The sequence below is a fragment of the Methylobacillus flagellatus KT genome (assembly GCF_000013705.1).
GTDB lineage: Bacteria > Pseudomonadota > Gammaproteobacteria > Burkholderiales > Methylophilaceae > Methylobacillus > Methylobacillus flagellatus.
On the sequence record NC_007947.1, the window covers coordinates 1289161 to 1308034 of the forward strand.

20 protein-coding genes are annotated in these 18874 nt (G+C 57.9%); 10 read left to right on the plus strand and 10 right to left on the minus strand.

Annotated features, from left to right (window positions below; all coding sequences use genetic code 11):
* Positions 1-37 precede the first annotated feature (37 nt).
* Both nrdB and yfaE read left to right on the plus strand, forming a co-directional pair.
* The gene (gene nrdB / locus MFLA_RS06265) at positions 38-1171 is read left to right on the plus strand and encodes a class Ia ribonucleoside-diphosphate reductase subunit beta (protein ID WP_011479446.1); all 1134 of its coding nucleotides are present in this window, start codon (positions 38-40) and stop codon (positions 1169-1171) included.
* A complete protein-coding gene (gene yfaE, locus MFLA_RS06270) occupies positions 1168-1587 on the plus strand; it encodes a class I ribonucleotide reductase maintenance protein YfaE (protein ID WP_011479447.1) in 420 nt (139 codons plus the stop codon). The genes nrdB and yfaE overlap by 4 nt, the downstream gene beginning before the upstream one ends.
* Here yfaE and MFLA_RS06275 read toward each other — a convergent pair.
* The 3 genes from MFLA_RS06275 to MFLA_RS06285 all read right to left on the minus strand — a co-directional run bounded on the left by MFLA_RS06275 (position 1584) and on the right by MFLA_RS06285 (position 3234).
* Entirely contained in the window at positions 1584-2642 is a 1059-nt protein-coding gene (locus MFLA_RS06275) for an AI-2E family transporter (RefSeq protein ID WP_011479448.1), read from the minus strand. The two genes, yfaE and MFLA_RS06275, sit on opposite strands and share 4 nt — an antisense overlap.
* Before the next feature lie 41 nt (positions 2643-2683).
* Positions 2684-2983, minus strand: coding sequence for a DUF1840 domain-containing protein (locus MFLA_RS06280; RefSeq protein ID WP_011479449.1), 300 nt, complete (start codon positions 2981-2983; stop codon positions 2684-2686).
* A 74-nt stretch (positions 2984-3057) separates the two neighbouring features.
* Positions 3058-3234 (minus strand): PLD nuclease N-terminal domain-containing protein, encoded by a 177-nt coding sequence (locus MFLA_RS06285; protein ID WP_195742102.1) that lies wholly within the window; start codon positions 3232-3234, stop codon positions 3058-3060.
* A 181-nt stretch (positions 3235-3415) separates the two neighbouring features.
* On the opposite strand from MFLA_RS06285, the gene MFLA_RS06290 reads away from it, so the two are divergent.
* Positions 3416-4423, plus strand: coding sequence for a CobW family GTP-binding protein (locus MFLA_RS06290; RefSeq protein WP_011479451.1), 1008 nt, complete (start codon positions 3416-3418; stop codon positions 4421-4423).
* 44 nt (positions 4424-4467) lie between these two features.
* Here MFLA_RS06290 and MFLA_RS06295 read toward each other — a convergent pair whose 3' ends face one another.
* From MFLA_RS06295 to MFLA_RS06310, 4 genes are all read right to left on the minus strand, one after another.
* Positions 4468-5490 (minus strand): CobW family GTP-binding protein, encoded by a 1023-nt coding sequence (locus MFLA_RS06295; protein ID WP_011479452.1) that lies wholly within the window; start codon positions 5488-5490, stop codon positions 4468-4470.
* Positions 5491-5615: 125 nt separating this feature from the next.
* Positions 5616-6836 (minus strand): zinc metallochaperone GTPase ZigA, encoded by a 1221-nt coding sequence (zigA, locus tag MFLA_RS06300; protein WP_011479453.1) that lies wholly within the window; start codon positions 6834-6836, stop codon positions 5616-5618.
* 134 nt (positions 6837-6970) lie between these two features.
* The gene (gene dksA / locus MFLA_RS06305) at positions 6971-7390 is read right to left on the minus strand and encodes an RNA polymerase-binding protein DksA (protein WP_011479454.1); all 420 of its coding nucleotides are present in this window, start codon (positions 7388-7390) and stop codon (positions 6971-6973) included.
* Between the two features lie 150 nt (positions 7391-7540).
* A complete protein-coding gene (locus MFLA_RS06310; RefSeq protein WP_229407207.1) occupies positions 7541-7942 on the minus strand; it encodes a Fur family transcriptional regulator in 402 nt (133 codons plus the stop codon).
* Between the two features lie 80 nt (positions 7943-8022).
* On the opposite strand from MFLA_RS06310, the gene MFLA_RS06315 reads away from it, so the two are divergent.
* The 5 genes from MFLA_RS06315 (at position 8023) to pepN (ending at position 14972) form a co-directional block, all read left to right on the plus strand.
* Positions 8023-9891 carry a ribonuclease catalytic domain-containing protein gene (locus MFLA_RS06315; RefSeq protein ID WP_011479456.1) on the plus strand — a complete coding sequence of 623 codons (1869 nt, stop codon included), beginning with the start codon at positions 8023-8025 and terminating at the stop codon, positions 9889-9891.
* A complete protein-coding gene (locus MFLA_RS06320) occupies positions 9891-10694 on the plus strand; it encodes a polyamine aminopropyltransferase (protein WP_011479457.1) in 804 nt (267 codons plus the stop codon). Before MFLA_RS06315 ends, MFLA_RS06320 begins: the two co-directional genes overlap by 1 nt.
* Positions 10695-10713: 19 nt before the next feature.
* On the plus strand, positions 10714-11871 hold the full coding sequence (locus tag MFLA_RS06325; protein ID WP_011479458.1) for a THUMP domain-containing class I SAM-dependent RNA methyltransferase: 1158 nt from the start codon (positions 10714-10716) through the stop codon (positions 11869-11871).
* On the plus strand, positions 11864-12241 hold the full coding sequence (locus tag MFLA_RS06330) for a nucleotide pyrophosphohydrolase (RefSeq protein ID WP_011479459.1): 378 nt from the start codon (positions 11864-11866) through the stop codon (positions 12239-12241). Before MFLA_RS06325 ends, MFLA_RS06330 begins: the two co-directional genes overlap by 8 nt.
* 115 nt (positions 12242-12356) lie before the next feature.
* The gene (gene pepN / locus MFLA_RS06335) at positions 12357-14972 is read left to right on the plus strand and encodes an aminopeptidase N (RefSeq protein WP_011479460.1); all 2616 of its coding nucleotides are present in this window, start codon (positions 12357-12359) and stop codon (positions 14970-14972) included.
* A 65-nt stretch (positions 14973-15037) separates the two neighbouring features.
* Here the strand turns inward: pepN and MFLA_RS06340 are convergent, their stop codons facing one another.
* From MFLA_RS06340 to MFLA_RS06350, 3 genes are all read right to left on the minus strand, one after another.
* Complete coding sequence (locus tag MFLA_RS06340) at positions 15038-15925, minus strand: phytanoyl-CoA dioxygenase family protein (RefSeq protein WP_011479461.1); 888 nt, start codon at positions 15923-15925, stop codon at positions 15038-15040.
* A 45-nt stretch (positions 15926-15970) separates the two neighbouring features.
* Positions 15971-16471 (minus strand): thiol peroxidase, encoded by a 501-nt coding sequence (gene tpx, locus MFLA_RS06345; RefSeq protein WP_011479462.1) that lies wholly within the window; start codon positions 16469-16471, stop codon positions 15971-15973.
* A gap of 97 nt (positions 16472-16568) precedes the next feature.
* Positions 16569-17714 carry an FIST signal transduction protein gene (locus tag MFLA_RS06350; RefSeq protein ID WP_011479463.1) on the minus strand — a complete coding sequence of 382 codons (1146 nt, stop codon included), beginning with the start codon at positions 17712-17714 and terminating at the stop codon, positions 16569-16571.
* A gap of 402 nt (positions 17715-18116) precedes the next feature.
* Between MFLA_RS06350 and MFLA_RS06355 the strand changes: the two genes are divergently transcribed.
* Both MFLA_RS06355 and MFLA_RS06360 read left to right on the plus strand, forming a co-directional pair.
* On the plus strand, positions 18117-18500 hold the full coding sequence (locus tag MFLA_RS06355; protein ID WP_048811885.1) for a response regulator: 384 nt from the start codon (positions 18117-18119) through the stop codon (positions 18498-18500).
* Complete coding sequence (locus MFLA_RS06360) at positions 18501-18866, plus strand: response regulator (protein ID WP_011479465.1); 366 nt, start codon at positions 18501-18503, stop codon at positions 18864-18866.
* Positions 18867-18874 lie beyond the last annotated feature (8 nt).

Consider the following 18874-nt stretch of genomic DNA (forward strand, 5'->3'; position numbering starts at 1 on the left):
AGCTTTGCTGCCTGATTGAAGGGTATAGAGACGAATCATGGCATATAGCATTTTTTCCAAGGTCGACAACGAGCAACTGAAAGAGCCGATGTTCTTCGGTCAGCCGGTCAACGTGGCGCGTTACGACCAGCAGAAATACCCGGTGTTCGAGAAGCTGATCGAAAAGCAGCTTTCCTTCTTCTGGCGTCCGGAGGAGGTGGACGTGTCGCAGGACCGCATCGATTACCAGGGCCTGCCTGAGCATGAAAAGCATATTTTCATCAGCAACCTGAAATACCAGACGCTGCTGGATTCCATCCAGGGGCGTAGTCCCAACGTGGCCTTGCTGCCGCTGGTGTCGCTGCCGGAGCTGGAAACCTGGGTCGAGACCTGGGCGTTCTCGGAAACCATCCATTCGCGTTCCTATACCCACATCATCCGCAACATCGTCTCCGACCCAGCGCTGATCTTCGACGATATCGTACGCAACGAGAACATCGTGGCGCGGGCGAGCGATATCTCCGCCTATTACGACGACCTGATCCACTACACCATGCTGTATTCGCAATTGGGGAAGGGCGACCACGTCATCAACGGCGAGACCAAGACGGTCAACCTGCGTGAGTTGAAGAAGCTGCTGTACCTGTGCCTGATGAGCGTCAATATCCTCGAGGCAATCCGTTTCTACGTCAGCTTTGCCTGCTCATTCGCATTTGCCGAACGCAAGGTGATGGAAGGCAATGCCAAGATCATCCGGCTGATCGCGCGCGACGAGGCGCTACACCTCACCGGCACCCAGCATATGCTCAACATCATGCGCAGCGGCCAGGACGACCCCGAATTCGCCGGCATTGCCAGCGAGCTGCAGGACGAGTGCTTCGAGATGTTCAAGCGCGCGGCGGAGCAGGAAAAGAAATGGGCCGACTACCTGTTCAAGGACGGTTCCATGATCGGCCTCAACCGCGACATTCTCTGTCAGTACGTGGAGTACATCACCAACAACCGCATGGCCTCGGTCGGCCTGTCTGCCGCGTTCCCCAATGCCAAGAATAATCCCATTCCCTGGATCAATACCTGGCTGGCATCCGATACGGTGCAGGTCGCCCCGCAGGAAGTGGAGCTGAGTTCCTACCTTATCGGCCAGATCGATGCCGAAGTCAGTTCGGAAGATCTCGGCGACTTCGAGCTTTGAGCACGGTCCGCACCCGGCACACCAGCTTCAGCCTCATTCCTCAGGAAACCCTGCTTGAGGGGCTCGAGCGTACCGGGCACGAAGTGGAATACCAGTGCAGGGGCGGCTATTGCGGCCTGTGCCGGGTGCGCCTGCTGGATGGCGAGGTGCAGTACCTTGAGCAACCATTGGCATTCATTGCCTCCGACGAAATCCTGCCATGCTGTTGCGTGCCCCGGTCGGATCTCAGGGTGGATTGCGAACTCAGGCCGGAATTCAGGGGCTGGCAGGAGCAGGAAGATATGTTCCCAGTTCAGGCCAGCCTGTTTGCAGATGACGCATCATTGCAGATGAGCCAGCCGCGCCAGCCAAGCAAGCGCCCGCGGAAGAGGAGGCCGCCTAGCAGGCTTCCAGCGCAGGGAGTTCTGTTCGACTAGCCTCTGTCCAGTGGACGGGCGGTGGAAAAAATATCCCACATGGTGATGAACAGCGCGGCAATCAGCGGTCCGATCACGAAACCGTTGAGACCGAATACTGCCATGCCGCCTAGCGTGGAGATCAGCACGACGTAATCCGGCAGCTTGGTATCCTTGCCAACCAGGATGGGCCGCAGGATATTGTCCACCAGGCCGATCACGAATACCCCGAATGCAATGAGAATGACGCCTTGCCAGATGGCGCCTGTGGCAAGAAAGTAGACGGCAACCGGTGCCCAGATCAGGCTGGCCCCCACTGCTGGCAACAGCGAGAGGAATGCCATGATCACGGCCCACAGCAGCGCTGCCTGGATGCCGAGTATCCAGAAAATCAGCCCCCCCAATGCGCCCTGGGTGATGGCGACAAGAATATTGCCCTTGACCGTAGCACGGATGACAGTGGTGAATTTGTTGAACAGGTGGCGTTTATGCTCTGCACTGAGCGGAATGGCTTGCTTTACCCGGATGGAAAGGGAGCTACCGTCCCTTAGCAGGAAGAACATCAGGTAAAGCATGACGGCAAAGCCGACCACGAATTGGAAGGTATTCTGCCCGATGCTGAGTGCTTTGGTGGCCAATAGCTGGCTACCCTCCATGGCAAGCTGGGAAAGCTTCTCCTGGAAGCTTTGCACGTCGGACAGGCCAACACGTTCCAGGATGCGATGCACGGGTGCTGGAGTTGCATCAAGTATTTGCTGGGTATACAAGGCAGGGTTGATCTGTCCTGTCTTGATCTTCTGGAACAACATGGTGCCTTCGTGTACCAGGGAGCTGGCAATGATAATGACAGGCACGATGACAATGATGATGCAGGCGCTCAGGGTGCCCAGTGCAGCGAGGTTCTTGCGATTGCGTGTGGTGACGAGCAGGCGCCGGTACAAGGGAGTGAAAAGGATGGAGAGGATGACGCCCCAGAACACTGCTCCATAGAATGGTAGCAGGATGATGATGAGCCCGGCGGAAACCAGCAGGAGCAGGAAGACGAACGTTTTATGGTGGAAATCGGCGCTGTTCATGAATGAGGAGGTCTACTAAAGGGTGCGCTGCTGCCAGCCTGTTATTTCCACGTGACATCGCTTTGGTTTGTGACTGCAGATTGTAGCAGTTCCACCAATGGCAAGGCGCGTTGCTTCAAGCTGATATGACGGGCTTCACCATCCCCTGTCGGTTCGGCACCATCTGGCCCACCAGCACTTTCCAATGCGCGTTGAAGACGCTGTAGCGCATGAGGCACATCGGCAGCAAGAATCGCACCTGGAATCGTACCGCTATGCCCCATGAGATGAAGAAGCTGCTTGGCGACATCACCAAACAGCATGATGTCGCTATAACGCGCCGTGGAAAAAGTGACAAGCATATTGTGACCTTAAAAGCGATGGAACAGGTAAGTGGACTGGCCATCCCGTGAACGCCGGATGGCCGATGTGCATATCAGTCGGTTTTACTGCCTGGGCCGGCTAAGTACCAGACAATCAGGCCAAGCACTGGGAAAATCAATACACCAAGAATCCAGAGGATTTTCTTTACCGTGTCTGCCGAGCTCTGGATAATCTTAACTATCGCATAAATGTCGGCGATGAGGATCAATAGACCGATGATACTTTCCATGATGTTTTCCTTCTTGTGGATAGTGAAAGAAACGGCAGAAACTCCCTGCTGCAGCCTGAACAAGAGTATATGCTGTACATGCGATCCGTAATATCAGACTACACTGACTTACAAGTAGGACTTTACCGACTCGCCGTAAGGCTTGGCAAGCGGAGATTGCATGACATGATGAAGCAGATACATGATTGAAAATACGCGCCTACCCATTACCGTGCTGACCGGGTTTCTCGGTGCCGGAAAGACCACATTACTCAACCGGTATTTGCGGCATCCGCAGGTGCAGGATACCCTGGTCATCGTCAACGAGTTTGGTGAAACCGGCCTCGATCACCTGCTGGTGGCGTACCAGTGCGACCAATCCATGCTAGCGCAGCCCATGGTGGTGGAGCTGAACAATGGTTGTCTATGCTGCCAGCTGCGTACCGACCTCAAGCAAACGCTGAAGGACATTCATTGGCGCTTTTCCCGCAACGGCGTGCGGCAATTCAAGCGTGTGGTGATCGAAACCAGCGGCCTGGCCGACCCCGCCCCTGTGCTACATACCCTGATGACCGACGCCTATGTCGCAGCAGCCTACCAGCTGGATGGTGTGGTCACGCTGGTCGATGGACTGCTGGGGAAGGCGACCTTGCAGCATCACCCGGAAGCACTGAAGCAAGTGCAACTGGCAGACCGCTTGCTGGTTTCGAAGGCCGACCTGGCCGGCAGCGACACATTGCATCAGCTGGAGGCTTATCTTCATCAACTCAACCCTGTGGCGGCGCTGACCAGGCTGGATTCATCCCGGCCTGAGGCATCAGGGCCTGCGCTGTTGTTCGGGGCGGGGGCAACCGCAGGCTTTCCGCATTGGTTGTCAGCACTGGCGGCGCCGGCCCTGCATGGCGGGGAGGCCGCCTCCTTGAGCCTGTCGCTGGCCAGGCCTGTACCCAGGGCGGATTTCGAGCGCTGGCTAGATATATTGCGCGATGACACCAGCCCCGGCCTGTTGCGCCTTAAAGGCGTGTTCCACATTGAAGGGGAGCCCGACCCGATAGCGGTGCACCGCGTGCAGCACGTATTGCATGTGCCCGAGGCCTTGCCGCATTGGCAAGGCCGTGACCGGCGCAGCCAACTGGTGCTGATTACCCAGTCGGGGATCGGCAATGAGGAGAAGCGACTATTGCAGCCGCTTGCCAGGTTCCTGGATTAAAGACGATTGATCGTGCCCGCTCCGTGTTGACGTTTTCACCTCGCCTATACCTGCATCAACGCATCGCGGATCTTGATTTCATCCAGTCCCTTGCCGATCAGGACAATGCGGGTGATCGGCTCATCTTCGTCCCATCCTTGCAGCAGGTTGGGTGGGTACAGCGTATGGTGCACGGCATGCACTGCCAGTGGCGCGGGCTGGTCTTCGGCATGGATGATGCCTTTCATGCGCAGCAGGTTTTCGCCATGGGTCGCGCAAAGCCATTGCAGCACAGGTTCGAGCTGTAGCCAGGTCAGCGGCTTGGGCATGGTCACGGTAAAGCTGCTGATCTCGTCCTCATGCACTGCTTGTGGCAGCATGCCGCGCCTGGCCTTGGAGCGGGACGGCGCACGCAGCCAGCGTTGCGGCTGCGCTTGTGTGCCGCCCGGGTTGAACAGGCCTGCATCAATTACCGCCGCGGGATCTATCTCGCCATGGCTGATGCGGTATTGGGTGGCGCCGGGGTTGAGTTCCTGCAGCGCAGCCGAGAGCGCCTCCAGGCTTTCCTCTGATGCCAGGTCTGTCTTGGTGATGAGCAGTACGTCCGCCACGGCGGCCTGCTTGCGTGCCTCTGCGTGCCCTGCGATCTGCTGCAGGCCGTAGGTGCTGTCTATGGTGACCACTACCGCATCCAGGCGATAGGTGGAGGAAATCACCGGCTCATTGAGCAGGTTGGCCATGATGGGGCCGGGGTCCGCCATGCCGGTGGTTTCGATCACCAGGCGGGAAAAAGCGGGTATCGCTTCCAGCTGGCGCTTGAAGAACAGGTCACGCATGGTGTCTGCCAGCTCGTTGCTTAAGGTACAGCACAGGCAGCCCGACTCCAGCAGCACGGTGTTGTCGGCAATATGCTGGCTCTCGACGGTACGCGCGAGGATATGGTCCAGCCCGGCGCTACCGAGCTCGTTGATGATGACTGCGGTGTCCTTCATACCGGGGTGGTTGAGCAGTTTGTTGAGCAGCGTGGTCTTGCCGCTGCCGAGAAAACCGGTCAGCAACGTCACCGGGATGCGATGGTCCAGCGTCATTGATAAATTCCTTGATTGCCTTGAGGTTGTGGTGATGGTAGCCAGATGCCGTATTGCGGTGGCGGCATTCGCATTTTAAACGAGAATGGCAGTGCCTGGCTTAAAGACAAGCGTGCCAGCAGGATTCAGGCCGAGCTTTCTTCCGGTTGGCGATCCCAGGCTGGGAAGGGGTCGTTGAAATTCTTCCATGCCTGCATGCCGAGCCTGAGTTCGGCATCGGTCAGCAGGCAATGGTCGAACGCCTGTCTCAGGGCAACTTTGTCCATGCTGCTCCCGATCAGCACGATCTCCTGCTGGCGGTCGCCAAATTCACCGGAAAAGCGCTCACGGATGGCGCTGAGCGATTCCATGTCCTCGGGCCAGTAGGCCTTGGGTGTGGCGGCCCACCAGTATCCGGCCGGTCCGTGCCGGGTGATGGAGCCGGCCTGCGACCAACTGCCGCAATGGGCGGGGCGGCTCGCCATCCAGAAATACCCCTTAGAGCGAATGACGTTCGGCCATTCGCGCGAGAACCATCGCCACAGCCGCTCAGGGTGGAAAGGCCGGCGCGCACGGTAAACGAAGCTCGTGATGCCGTATTGCTCGGTTTCCGGCGTATGTTCGCCGCGCAATTCCCTCAGCCATCCTGGGGCAGACTGGGCTGCGGCAAAATCGAACAGCCCGGTATCGAGCACCCGGGCTAGCGGCACACGGCCGAATTCGCTTTCCACGATCCGGGCGCGTGGATTGAAGCTTTTCAGGATGCCGTGCAATTGCTGCAATGCTTCCTGGTTGACTAGGTCGGTCTTGTTCAGCACGATGACATCGCAGAACTCCACCTGCTCGACCAACAGGTCGACGACGGTGCGCTCGTCGCCTTCACCCATTGATGAGCCGCGTTCTGCCAGCATGTCGCGCGAGGCATAGTCGCGTAGGAAATTGAAGGCGTCCACCACAGTGACCATGGTGTCGAGCCGGGCAATATCGGAAAGGCTGGCGCCGTTTTCATCGCGGAAGGTAAAGGTCTCGGCAACGGGCAGCGGCTCGGAAATACCGGTGGATTCGATCAGCAGGTAGTCGAAGCGTCCGGCCTCCGCCAGACGCTTGATCTCGACCAGCAAGTCTTCGCGCAGGGTGCAGCAGATGCAGCCGTTGCTCATCTCCACCAGTTTCTCTTCCGAGCGCGACAGACCGGCTCCGCCTTCGCGGATGAGTTGCGCGTCGATATTGACCTCCGACATGTCATTGACGATGACGGCAACGCGCTTGTCCTCGCGGTTGTTCAGGATGTGGTTGAGCAGGGTGGTCTTGCCGGCGCCGAGAAAGCCGGATAGCACGGTGACGGGAAGTTTGCGGGTGATTTTCATGATAATTCCTGGAGTTTGATGATGCTTAGAGAGTGACTAACAACACGCTCCTGGCGTTTTTGCCTTGCTACTCGTACTGCCGCAGCTGAGTGTCTAGCCAGACCGCCTTACTGAGATTGGTGAGCCGTTTTTCGTTAGTGGCTGTATTGGCGCTCGCGCCTTTCATGCCGCTCCTGTGCCTCCAGCGCAAGGGTGGCAGTCGGGCGGGCGAGCAGGCGCTGCAGGCCGATAGGCTCGCCGGACTCTTCGCAATAGCCGTATTCGCCATCGCGGATACGCTGCAATGCCGCGTTGATTTTCTTTTCCAGCTTGCGCTCACGGTCACGCGTGCGCAGTTCCAGTGTATGCAGTTCTTCCTGCGTGGCACGGTCGGCTGGATCGGGAAATTCTTCGTGTTCTCTCAAGTGTTTGCTGGTTTCGGCAGCGTTGTGGCGAATATGGGCGAGCTGCTGTTCGAGCAATCGTTGGAAGAAGGCGAGCTGCTGCGGATTCATGTAATGGTCGTCAGGCATGGCAAGCAGTTCTTCAACGCTGACGATATCTAGGTTCAACATGGCTTTGGCTAATAATGCAACAATGTTGCATTTTAGGGTGGGGCGACTTTATATGCAACTATGTTGCAATTAATTTTGTTTCAGGGGAGATTGATACCTTGGATGTGCAATGGCAGGCCCGCTTGGTGAGAAAAGCCCTGCCGGGAGGGATCAGTTAGCTACGGAATTACAGTGGTCGCATTGACCTTTTATATTGAGTTCGACCGACTCGACGGTAAAATGGGAGGGAACGCTATTGGGAATGCGCGGCTTGACTTCGTCCAGGCAAAATATCTTGCCGCAGGATGAGCATTCGAAATGCGCATGGTGGTGCTTGGCATTGCGCTGGGTGAGCTGGAAGCGCCTGGCGCGGTCGTCGCCCATGATAGGATGCACGAGGTTGCATTCCACCAGCCAGTCGAGAACGCGATACAAGGTGACGCGGTCAAAGGGGGCTTCCTGGGTCAGGGTTTGCAATATTTCATGATGCGTGAGTGGGAATTCCGACTCCATCAGAACATTCAATACGGCAACACGTGAGGAGGTCGGGCGCTGCCCAATCTCATGTATCATTCGTTCGGCGTTATGCATAGGCGCTAAATTACAGACAATCATCACGTGCCGTCAACAGGGCACGTCCAAAAAGCAGGATTATGAACGTATTTTTTGAAGAAGAGGGCAGTTTCAAGGTTGCCTCGGTCATGACGGAAAACCCCAGCTCTCTCCAGGTGGAGGCCATTTCCGGCAAACGCTCCAAGATCAAGTCCGCCAACGTATTGATGCGCTTCGAAGGCGCATTGTCGGGATTCATGGAAAGCGCCAGCGCAGAGGCCGAGGGCCTCGATGTGCCATTCCTGTGGGAATGCTGCGGCGAACCCGAGTTCGGTTTCGAGGAGCTTGCCGAGGAGTATTACGGCGGCAAGCCGACTTCCATCCAGGCGGCCGCCATTGCTATCCGGCTGCATAGCGCTCCCATGTATTTCTATCGCAAGGGCAAGGGGCGTTACAAGGCCGCCCCCGAGGAAACCTTGCAGGCCGCGCTGGCGGGGCTGGAAAAAAAGCGCCAGCAAGCCGAGAAAGTGGCGCAGTATGTGGAGCAGCTCAAGGCCGGGCAGTTGCCTGCCGAGTTCGATGGCAAGGTGATCGATGCCTTGCTCTACCAGCCCGACAAGAACAGCCTGGAATGGAAGGCACTGGAGCAGGCGGCAAGTGAAACCAATCAGCATGTCGTGCGCGTGCTGGCGTCGTGCGGTGCGATTGCATCCGTGCATGACTACCATCTCGGCGCATTCCTGCGGGAATACTTCGCCGAAGGGCAGGGCTTCCCCGACATGGAGCCGCCCATCGTGCCGAGCGATCTGCCGCGCGCCGAGGCTGAGGCATTCAGCATCGACGACAGCACCACCACCGAGATCGACGATGCCTTCACAATTGTGCCGTTGGCCGATGGCGTGGTCAGGGTAGGCATCCATATTGCTGCACCGGCGCTCGGCATTCTGCCGGGCAGCCAGCTGGATCAGGTTGTCATGCAGCGGCTTTCCACCGTCTATATGCCGGGCCACAAGATCACCATGCTGCCGGATGAAGTGGTGGCGCCGTTCAGCCTGAACCAGGGCGAGTGGCGGTCGGCGCTTTCGCTTTACCTGGACGTGGCGCCCGACTTGAGCATCGTTAAGCGGGAAAGCCGCGTCGAGCAGGTCAAGGTTGCCGAGAACCTGCGCCATGACACGCTGGAACCTTTCTTCAACGAAAACACACTGGATCAAGACACGGGACATCCCTATTGGCAGCGACTGCTGTTCCTGTTCCGGCTGGCCGAGTCGCTGGAAAAGGCGCGTGGCAAATATGACCCTACACGTCCGGTCCAGCTCGACTACAGTTTCTATGTGAACGATGGCCGGGTGCGCATCCTGGCGCGCCGTCGCGGCGCACCGATCGACAAGCTGGTGGCCGAACTCATGATCGAGGCCAACAGTCATTGGGGAGGCCTGCTGGCCGAGCACCATGTGCCGGGCATTTACCGTGCCCAGAACGGTGGCAAGGTCTACATGACGGTCAAGGCCGAGCCGCACCAGGGACTGGGTGTGAGCCAGTACAGCTGGAGTACCTCACCATTGCGCCGCGCGGTGGACCTGGTCAACCAGCGCCAGATCATCTCGGTGGTGCAGGGAGATGAGCCTGTCTACCCACCAGGCAGCGACGATCTGGCCGTGGTGATGCGCAACTTCGACCTGACCTACAACGCCTATAACGAGTTCCAGACACGCATGGAGCGTTACTGGTGCCTGCAATACCTGCTGCAGGAAGACATCCATGAGATCGGCGCCACTGTCTGGCGCGAGAGCCTGGTACGCCTCGACGGCATGCCGCTGATCGCGAAGGTGCACGGAATGCCCGAGCTGGCGCCCGGCAGTCGCGTGAGGATTGAAATCCAGAAGGTCGATACCTTGCTGATCGAGCTCGAAAGCCGCTTCAAGTCGATGGAGCATGCCGAAGCCGCGGCAGAAAGCGAGGCGGCCTGATGTTCAGAGTGGGGCGCAAGATTGCGCGCAGCATACACAAGGCCATTACCAGCGAAGACAGTGTCGATGTAAGCGAGCTGGACGGCGTGCGTTCCCTGCACCTGGGGTCGGACACCATCCAGAGCTCAATGCGCATCAAGGATCCGTATGCGCTGGAACTGCGCTATTCGCGCGGCATGATGGTCTACCTACTGTTCCAGAAGCAACCGCGTGACCTGGTGGTGCTAGGCCTGGGCGGCGGTTCGATTCCCAAATACGTTTACCACCACCTGCCGCAGGTAAAGACGCGGGTGGTGGAAATCAACCCGCGCATCATCGAGGTGGCGCGCAGCCATTTCTTCACTCCGGAAAACGACGAACGCTTCGAGATCATCGAGGGCGACGCGGCTGCTTTCCTGCGCGACAACCCGGCCACGACTTCCATGCTCATGATGGATGCGTTCGGTAGCAATGGCTTGCCTCCCGACCTATGCTCGCAGGATTTCTTCGACTCCTGCTTTGAGGCGCTGACGCTGGATGGCATGTGCGCGATCAACCTATGGGGCAGCGACAAGCATTACGATGTCTACCTGCAGCGCATCGAGACCAGCTTTCATGGTCGCATCCTGGTGATGCCCACGGGCAGGCCTGGCAATGTAGTCGTGTTCGGCTTCAAGCGCGCGCCTAACGACCTGCGCTGGAGCACGCTGCGCGTTCGCGCCAAGGCGCTCGAAGCCGAGCACAAGATCGAGTTCCTTGAGTTCGTCGAGCGCTTGCGCGAGCACAACCCGAGTACTAGCAACCGCTTGTTGCTGGAATCCTAACAAGCCTTCAGGATACCGCATGCATTATCAGTTTTTTGCCACTTGTCCGCGCGGACTGGAACCTCTGCTCGAAGACGAGCTGAACAGCATCCGTGCGCGGCAAATCAAGCCGACCGACGGGGGCGTGGGTTTCGCCGGGGACATGCTGCTCTGCTACCGTGCCAACCTCGAGAGCCGTATTGCCACGCGCATCCTGCTGCAAGTCGGCAAGGGGCGCTACAGCAACGAGGATGAGCTCTACCAAGGCGCATACAAGATTGACTGGGTGCAGTGGTTCGAGGTGGAACAGGATTTCATGGTCAAGGTGACCGGCGTGAGGTGCCCGCTCAAGAGTCTAGAATTCGCGACCCTGCGTATCAAGGACGCCATCTGCGACCGCTTCCGCGAGGAAGTCGGCAGCCGGCCTTCCATCGATACCCGCGAGCCGGACGTGCGTGTGCATGCCTACCTGGGAGCCGAAGAATACCAGCTTTACGTGGATACTTCCGGCAATGCCTTGTATCAGCGTGGCCTGCGCCGCGCCAGCATCGAGGCGCCGTTGCGCGAGAACCTGGCGGCAGGCATCCTCAAGCTGTCGGGCTGGCAGCCTGGCACACCCTTGCTCGATCCGATGTGCGGTAGCGGGACGTTTCTGCTCGAGGCAGCGATGATCTCGCTGGATATCGCGCCGGGGAGCAACCGCAGCTTCGGTTTCGAACGGTTGAAGAACTTCAATGCCGGCGCATGGCAATCCCTGCTCAAGCAAGCCAAAAGCCGGGCCAAGCCTGTGGCATTCCAGGGTATCTACGGCAGCGATGCGGACCTGCGCGCGGTGAGGATAACCCGTAAGAATCTGGAGCAGGCCGGGCTGCTGGACGCGATGCAAGTCGCCCATCGCGAGTTCACCGATGTGGTGCCTCCCGCTGCCGAGGGTATCCTGGTCGCCAACCCGCCGTACGGGGTGCGAATCGGCGAAGATGAGGAGCTGGCGGCGCTCTATCCCAAAATGGGCGAGGCGCTGAAAAAGAAGTTCGCCGGCTGGAACGCCTATTTCCTCACCAACGACATGCGCCTGCCCAAGCTGATGCGGCTATCGCCTACCAAGCGCACACCATTGTTCAACGGCCCGCTGGAATGCCGCGTGTTCGAGATCAAGATGGTGGCCGGTTCCAACCGCAAGGAGAAAAGCAATGACTGATGACAGCATCCGGCCGGATTCCCTGGAAAACCTGCGCGCGCGGATCAACCACTTTGTCGCCGAGCGCGAATGGGACCAGTTCCATACGCCCAAGAACCTGGCCATGGCGATGATCGTGGAAGCGGCAGAGGTGGTGGAGCACTTTCAGTGGGACAGCCCGGCTGAGAGTAGCACGCTGACCGATGAACGCAGAACCGAGATCGGTCACGAGCTCGCCGATACCTTCGTATACTTGCTGCGTATTGCCGAGGTATGCGGTATCGACCTGATTGCGGCAGCCAATGCCAAGATAGACCTCAACGCGAAGAAATATCCCGCTGACAAGGCGCGTGGCAGCAACGCCAAATACACCGCATACCAGGAGCAGTGATCGTTGGCGAATCACCGACAGGCTTGCTTGCATGATGAGGTCGAACGACATGTCGGAGACAGCATCTGTTGCTACTATTGAACCTATTTAACCTGAAAATCCAGCCAAAGAAGAAATGCCATCCATGTTCCCAGCTACCGAAACCGCGCCAACAACGATCTATCTCAAAGACTATACGCCCGCACCTTATCTCGCCTCTCGCATCGCACTCAAGTTCGAATTGTTCGAGGACAAGGCCATCGTCAGGTCGGAAGTCGCCTATGTGAAGAACCCAGCGACCAACTCGAACCGGCTGGTACTGAATGGGCAAGACCAAGTCATCCGGGCCGTGGAATTGGATGGGGCACCGTTCGACGGCTATGTGCTGGACGGCGATAAGCTCATCATCAATGATGCGGCCGAGGCATTCACGCTTGCGATCACGTCCGAGATCCACCCGGAAAGCAATACCGCGCTGGAGGGGCTGTACAAGTCCCAAGGCACTTTCTGCACCCAGTGCGAGGCAGAAGGGTTCCGTCGTATCACCTACTTCCAGGACCGGCCCGACGTCCTGAGCATCTTCTCGGTGCGCATCGAGGCGGACAAGGACAAGTACCCGGTATTGCTGTCGAATGGCAATCTGATGGCATCGGGTGAACTGGCGCAAGGACGTCACTTCACTGAATGGCACGACCCGTTCCCCAAGCCTTGCTATTTGTTCGCGTTGGTGGCCGGCGACCTCGTGCGCATTGCCGATACCTTCCGTACCAGGTCTGGCCGCCATGTGGACCTGCACATCTACGTGCGCCAGGGGGACGAGGGGCAATGTGGGCATGCCATGGCATCGCTCAAGAAGGCCATGAAGTGGGATGAAGACAAATACGGGCGTGAATATGAGCTGGACCTGTTCAACATCGTGGCGGTCAGCGACTTCAATATGGGGGCGATGGAAAACACTTCGCTCAATATTTTTAATACCAAGCTCGTGCTGGCTCACCAGGAAACCGCGACCGATGCCGATTTCACCAGCGTCGAGGCGGTGATTGCGCATGAGTACTTTCATAACTGGACCGGCAACCGCGTGACTTGCCGCGACTGGTTCCAACTGTCATTGAAAGAAGGCTTGACCGTATTCCGTGACCAGGAATTCAGCGCGGACATGAACTCGCGCGCGGTCCAGCGCATCGATGACGTCGACCAATTGCGCAGGCTGCAGTTTCCCGAGGATGCGAGCCCGCTGGCGCATCCCGTGCAGCCCGATCACTTCATCGAGATCAGCAATTTCTACACCATGACCATCTATGAAAAGGGGGCAGAGCTGATCCGTATGCAGCATACCCTGCTTGGCGAGGAGAGGTACCGACAGGCTACCGATCTTTATTTCCAGCGCTACGATGGTCACGCGGTCACCATCAACGATTTCGTCCAGTGCATGGCGGATGCCTCGGGGCGCGACATGACGCAGTTTTTCCGCTGGTACAAGCAGGCTGGTACGCCTAACCTGCAGGCAAGCGGACGTTACAACCCGGAAGCCGGGCAATACATCCTGACCCTCAAGCAATCCCAGCCGGATACGCCAGGGCAGACCGACAAGCAGCCGTTGCTGATCCCGGTTGCGGTGGGATTGCTCAATGAAGCGGGTGAGGAGACGCACGCCACCCGAGTGCTGGAAATGACGGAGCCCGAGCAAAGCTTCATTTTCGATAATGTGCCATCGCGCCCCGTGCCTTCCATTTTGCGTGGTTTTTCCGCGCCGGTGAAATTATCCACAGACCTCAGCGACGACGACCTGCGCCTGCTGCAGCTCAAGGATACAGACGGTTTTAATAAGTGGGAGGCCGGCCAGACCATTGCGCTGCGCACCATTCAGCGAGTCATGGCCGACCCTGGGGCGGACATCGCACAATTCATTGCCGACTTCGGCGTCCTGCTAGAACAAGGCTTGAGCGAGGACACAGACAAGGCCCTGTTGGCACGCGCCTTGTCACTGCCCTCCATCGCGGTCATCAGCCAGGCACAGGAGGTGGTTGACCCCGCGGCTATCGATGCTGCCCGGACCAGCATCCTCAAGGCCATCAAGCAGGAGCACAGGGAGATCCTGGCTAGCCTGTATGAGCACCACCGTGGCAATGGAGCGTTCTCCATTTCGCCAGCCGAGATGGGCCGCAGAGCATTGCGCAATACCGTGTTGCAACTGCTGACCGTGACCAATGGCACCGGATGTGCCGCGCGTGCCAAGGCGCATTACGACAATGCCGACAACATGACGGATCGCGTGGCCGCCTTATCTAGCCTGGCAGATAGCAACAAGCCTGAACGCGATGAGGTGTTCGCGGATTTCTATGAGCGTTTCAAGGGCTACCAGCTTGTGGTGGATAAATGGTTCTCCCTGCAGGCGATTGCCAACCGGGAAAGCATCTTCGAGGATTTCGCCCGATTGCGCCAGCATCCCGAATTCAATATCCGTAATCCGAACCGTGTCAGGGCGCTCTATTCGGCGTTTGCCGTCAACAACCCGGTGAAGTTCCATGACCCCAGCGGGCAGGGCTATGCCTTGCTTCGGGATGTGATCATCGAGTTGAATGCGATCAATCCGCAGATCGCTGCGCGACAGGTGACGCCTTTCCGCGAATGGAAACGCTATACGCCGGTGCTCCAAGTGCAGATGCAGGATGCGCTGCGCGCCATCATGGATACGCCCAACCTGTCCAACGACGTGTTCGAGGTGGTGAGTAAATGCCTGCAGGCATAGCAGAACAGTAAGTCTGGGCCGGCAGGGCGGGCGCGCCTGGGGCCGATGCTCGACGGGCATATCGACTACAGGGATGTGTGCGTTTTTCCGGGACACCCATGCTCAAGCATATTGCCGACAGTTTGTGGATGGGCTGCCAGATGCACCGACATATGCACCGCAAACCGGGAGAGCTGCCGACTGGCCTGGCTCACAGCGCGATGAAGGTGAGCGCGGGTGTGCAGGGCGCCCATTTCAAGGTCTTCCTGAAACCGGAATCTGGCGCCTGCGATGCCGAACTGCACGATGATGACATCCCGCTCCCTGTCGCTGCGATTGGGGTTGCCGCCATGCAAAAGGCGCGGGTGGATGGCCAGCACATCGCCTGCCTCCACATCCGGGTGGGCAATAGCGTCTTTATCCAGTGTGTGCTTGTTCATGCTGTGATCCAGATGGCTGCCAGGCACGACTGCTGTTCCGCCGTTTTCCTGCGACATGTCCTGCAAGGGGATCAGCAGGCGTAAAAAGTCGTCCCCTTCCGGGCAGAAGTAAGTATTTTCATTGTCGCGGTGCCAACTGATCGCCGGACCTATTCCCGCGGGTTTGCGCGTCAGGTTGGCGTAGTGGAATATGATGTTCCCGGCTTGCGTCTCCAGCAGGTTCGCCGTGATCGACCAAAGCGGATATTCTGACAGCAATGAAACAAAGCGCCTGTCCAACGTGAGCATATCGCCGATGATGTACGGCTCATGGATCAGCTTGCTGCCATCAATGCCGGGATTGCGTTCGGGTTTCGCGAGCGAGAACTCTCCCAGGCTGACGCCGTTCCGCTGCGCCAAGGGCGCATTGGTGCGGTATTGCCTGATGATGGATGCCACGGCATCGCGCGTACAATGCAGCCAGGATGGTGAAAGCACACGCCTGAAAACCTGGAACCCATGCGTGGAGTAACAGGCAGTATTGGCTGGGTTCATGATGGGAGAAAGGCCGCCGCGGGCTGGCTGCGGCGGCGTAGTGCGTTACAGTGCGGCTAGTGCGGCGTCGTAGTTGGGTTCGTTGGCAATTTCCGCGACCAGCTCGCTATGCAGCACCTGATTGTTTTCATCGAGCACCACTACGGCACGTGCAGTCAGGCCAGCCAGGCTACTATCCAGGATTTGCACGCCATAATCCTTGGAGAACTTGGCGGTATCGCGGAAAGTGGAGAGGGTGATGACATTTTCCAGGCCTTCGGCGCCGCAGAAACGGCTTTGTGCAAACGGCAGGTCGGCGGAAATGCACAGTACCACGGTATTGGCCAGGCCGCTGGCCTGCTTGTTGAATGTGCGGACCGAGGTGGCGCAGGTTGGGGTGTCAATGCTGGGGAAGATGTTCAAAACCTTGCGCTTTCCGGCAAAGTCGGCAAGGCTGACCAGGTTGCGTTTCGCATCAGCTAATTGGAAATCGGGCGCGGTTTCGCCTTTTTGTGGCAGGTTTCCGCCGATTTGTACCGGATTGCCTTTAAGGGTAACGGTTGCCATAAATCAAGTCCTTTTCTGTCTGGTTGAGAGGTGTTGGTGATTGACTAGCCATCAGTGTGGCTATTGTTTAATAGTTTCGCTATTTAGCGCTCGGCTATCATAACGCTTCGCTCAGATAACCGATGGTCATGGTCTGGTTGTGCAATACATTATCCGTGGTGTTGGGCCGCGGACAGAATTCCCCGTAAGAATAGAAGCCGGTTAGCGCAGTCTGGCTACCCAGCGTTTGTTGCACCGCCTGGATCTCATCCGCAATCTGCTCGGCCATCACCAGTTTGCGCCCGACGCAGCTGACACACAAGGCCAGGCCGGGCTGGCTGGTATCCAGGTTTGCGGTCACCAGCCTCGCAGCGCCGCCTGCGCCCTCGACCAGCCGGTCATGCGTGGTTTGGCAGAGGCGCACGGTTTCGCCTTCCTCCACGTTTCCGGCAAAGGTCAGGCTGTTTTCTTCCGGATCGATGGCAAGCAGGGTGCGCACTTTTTCCACTTCGCGCTTGCCTTCCTCGATGACTGCAAATGGGAAACGGAGGCCCGAGCCGGGCAAGGCTTTGGCGTTTTGTTCGCCGATGTACATGCGATAGAGCGGTAGCGCCGGTTTGCCGTCCATTTCATACACCACATTTTTTTCCGAGCGCGTGATCTTGCGTGGCGGACCGTAGGGTTTCCATCCGCCCAATGCGCCACTGGCGGTGATGAGCTTGTCGCCATAGAGGCCGATGGCAACCACCAGGCCTTCTTCAATGCTGTCGTTAAGCAGCTGTAGTGTCCGGGAGAACTCGGCATTGTCGCCCGCCATGCCGCCGACGATCGGGATGTCGCCCAGCACGCTCTGAAAGCCCTGCAGCAGTTCCGAGCCGTTGATATGCAGGCCGTCGGAGAAGACCAGGATGGTGCGCAGACTGTCCGATTTGAGTTGCTTGGCAAGGTTGATGGCCGTTTCGGCCGATGTCTGCATGTTGTTGGCGCGAGCATAGGTGACGCGCTGCATGGTGTTGTCCCAGGCGATGGCGGTGATCTGCAGACTGTCGTCGCTGACGCCATGGGGGCCGATTTCACCGGAGGTGGTGCAGCCGACGATCTGGGCGGCTGGGTAGCGCTCCTTGAGCTGGGTCGGCAGTTTGCCATCGCTGAAGCGCCTGACCGAACCAAATACCAATACGAGATTGGCATTGGGTAATGGTGAAGACGATGGCAAATCCTTGATGCTCATCTTCGACGATAGAGCTTCCTGTCTGACTAGCATGATCTCCGTTCCCTAGATGGCCGCTGATGGTTGGCGCGGCGCTTCTGGTTATTGTTGTTTTGTGCGACTATGCAGATGACGTTCCAGGTCATCGTACTTAGCAGGCAGGTTATTTAACCTTTTTGTTCGCGGATTGACAACCTGCTTTTTATGGCACCGGTATTGCACGGCGTCGAAGTCTGTAGATAGAATGGTGCGAAAACCGGGCGCTTTTTCATGAGCGCTGAACTCAAAGTGGCTAACAACATTCAATGCAGCGTTCCTGGATAGGCGTCTTGTCGAAAGCTTTACAAGACAGGGTGCCGCTGCCGGGGGTCAGCCGCGCTAAGCCTGCTGCTCAATGCAGCCTGTCAATACAGGGGATAAAGGGTGGGGGATACTGATCTATCTGGTGTGAAGGTCATGGTCATAGATGACAGTCATACCATACGCAGGAGCGCCGAGATTTTCCTCCGGCAATCGGGGTGCGAGGTATTTCTGGCCGAGGATGGCTTTGATGCCTTGTCCAAAATCGCCAGCCATCCCCCCGATGTGATCTTCGTCGATATCATGATGCCGCGCCTGGATGGCTACCAGACCTGTTCCCTGATCAAGCGCAACCCCCGCTTCAAATCCATTCCCGTGATCATGCTGTCCAGCAAGGACGGCTTATTTGACCGCGCGCGCGGCCGCATGGCCGGTTCCGACCAGTACCTGACAAAGCCTTTTACGCAAAATGCCCTGCTCGACGCTGTGCGCCAGCATAGGCAGCACAGTCCGGGCGAGCTAACCATGGAACAAGAGTAAATGACGATCAAGAAAATCCTCGTGGTGGATGATTCGGCGACTGACCGTTTGTACTTGAGCGAGCTCCTGCAGAAAGCTGGCTTTGAAGTGAGTACGGCAGAAGATGGCCAGGACTGCCTGGAGAAGGTCAGCGCATCTATGCCGGACTTGGTACTGATGGATGTGGTCATGCCGCGCCTCAATGGTTTCCAGGCCACGCGGTCCTTATCCAGGAATCCCGACACTGCGCATATCCCCGTTATTGTCTGCACAGGCAAGGAGCAGGCCACCGACCGGATGTGGGCGTTGCGGCAAGGGGCCAGGGATTGTGTCATCAAGCCTGTGGATGCGGACGAGCTTTTGTCCAAGATTGCGGAGATTTGCTGAGGTGGCCA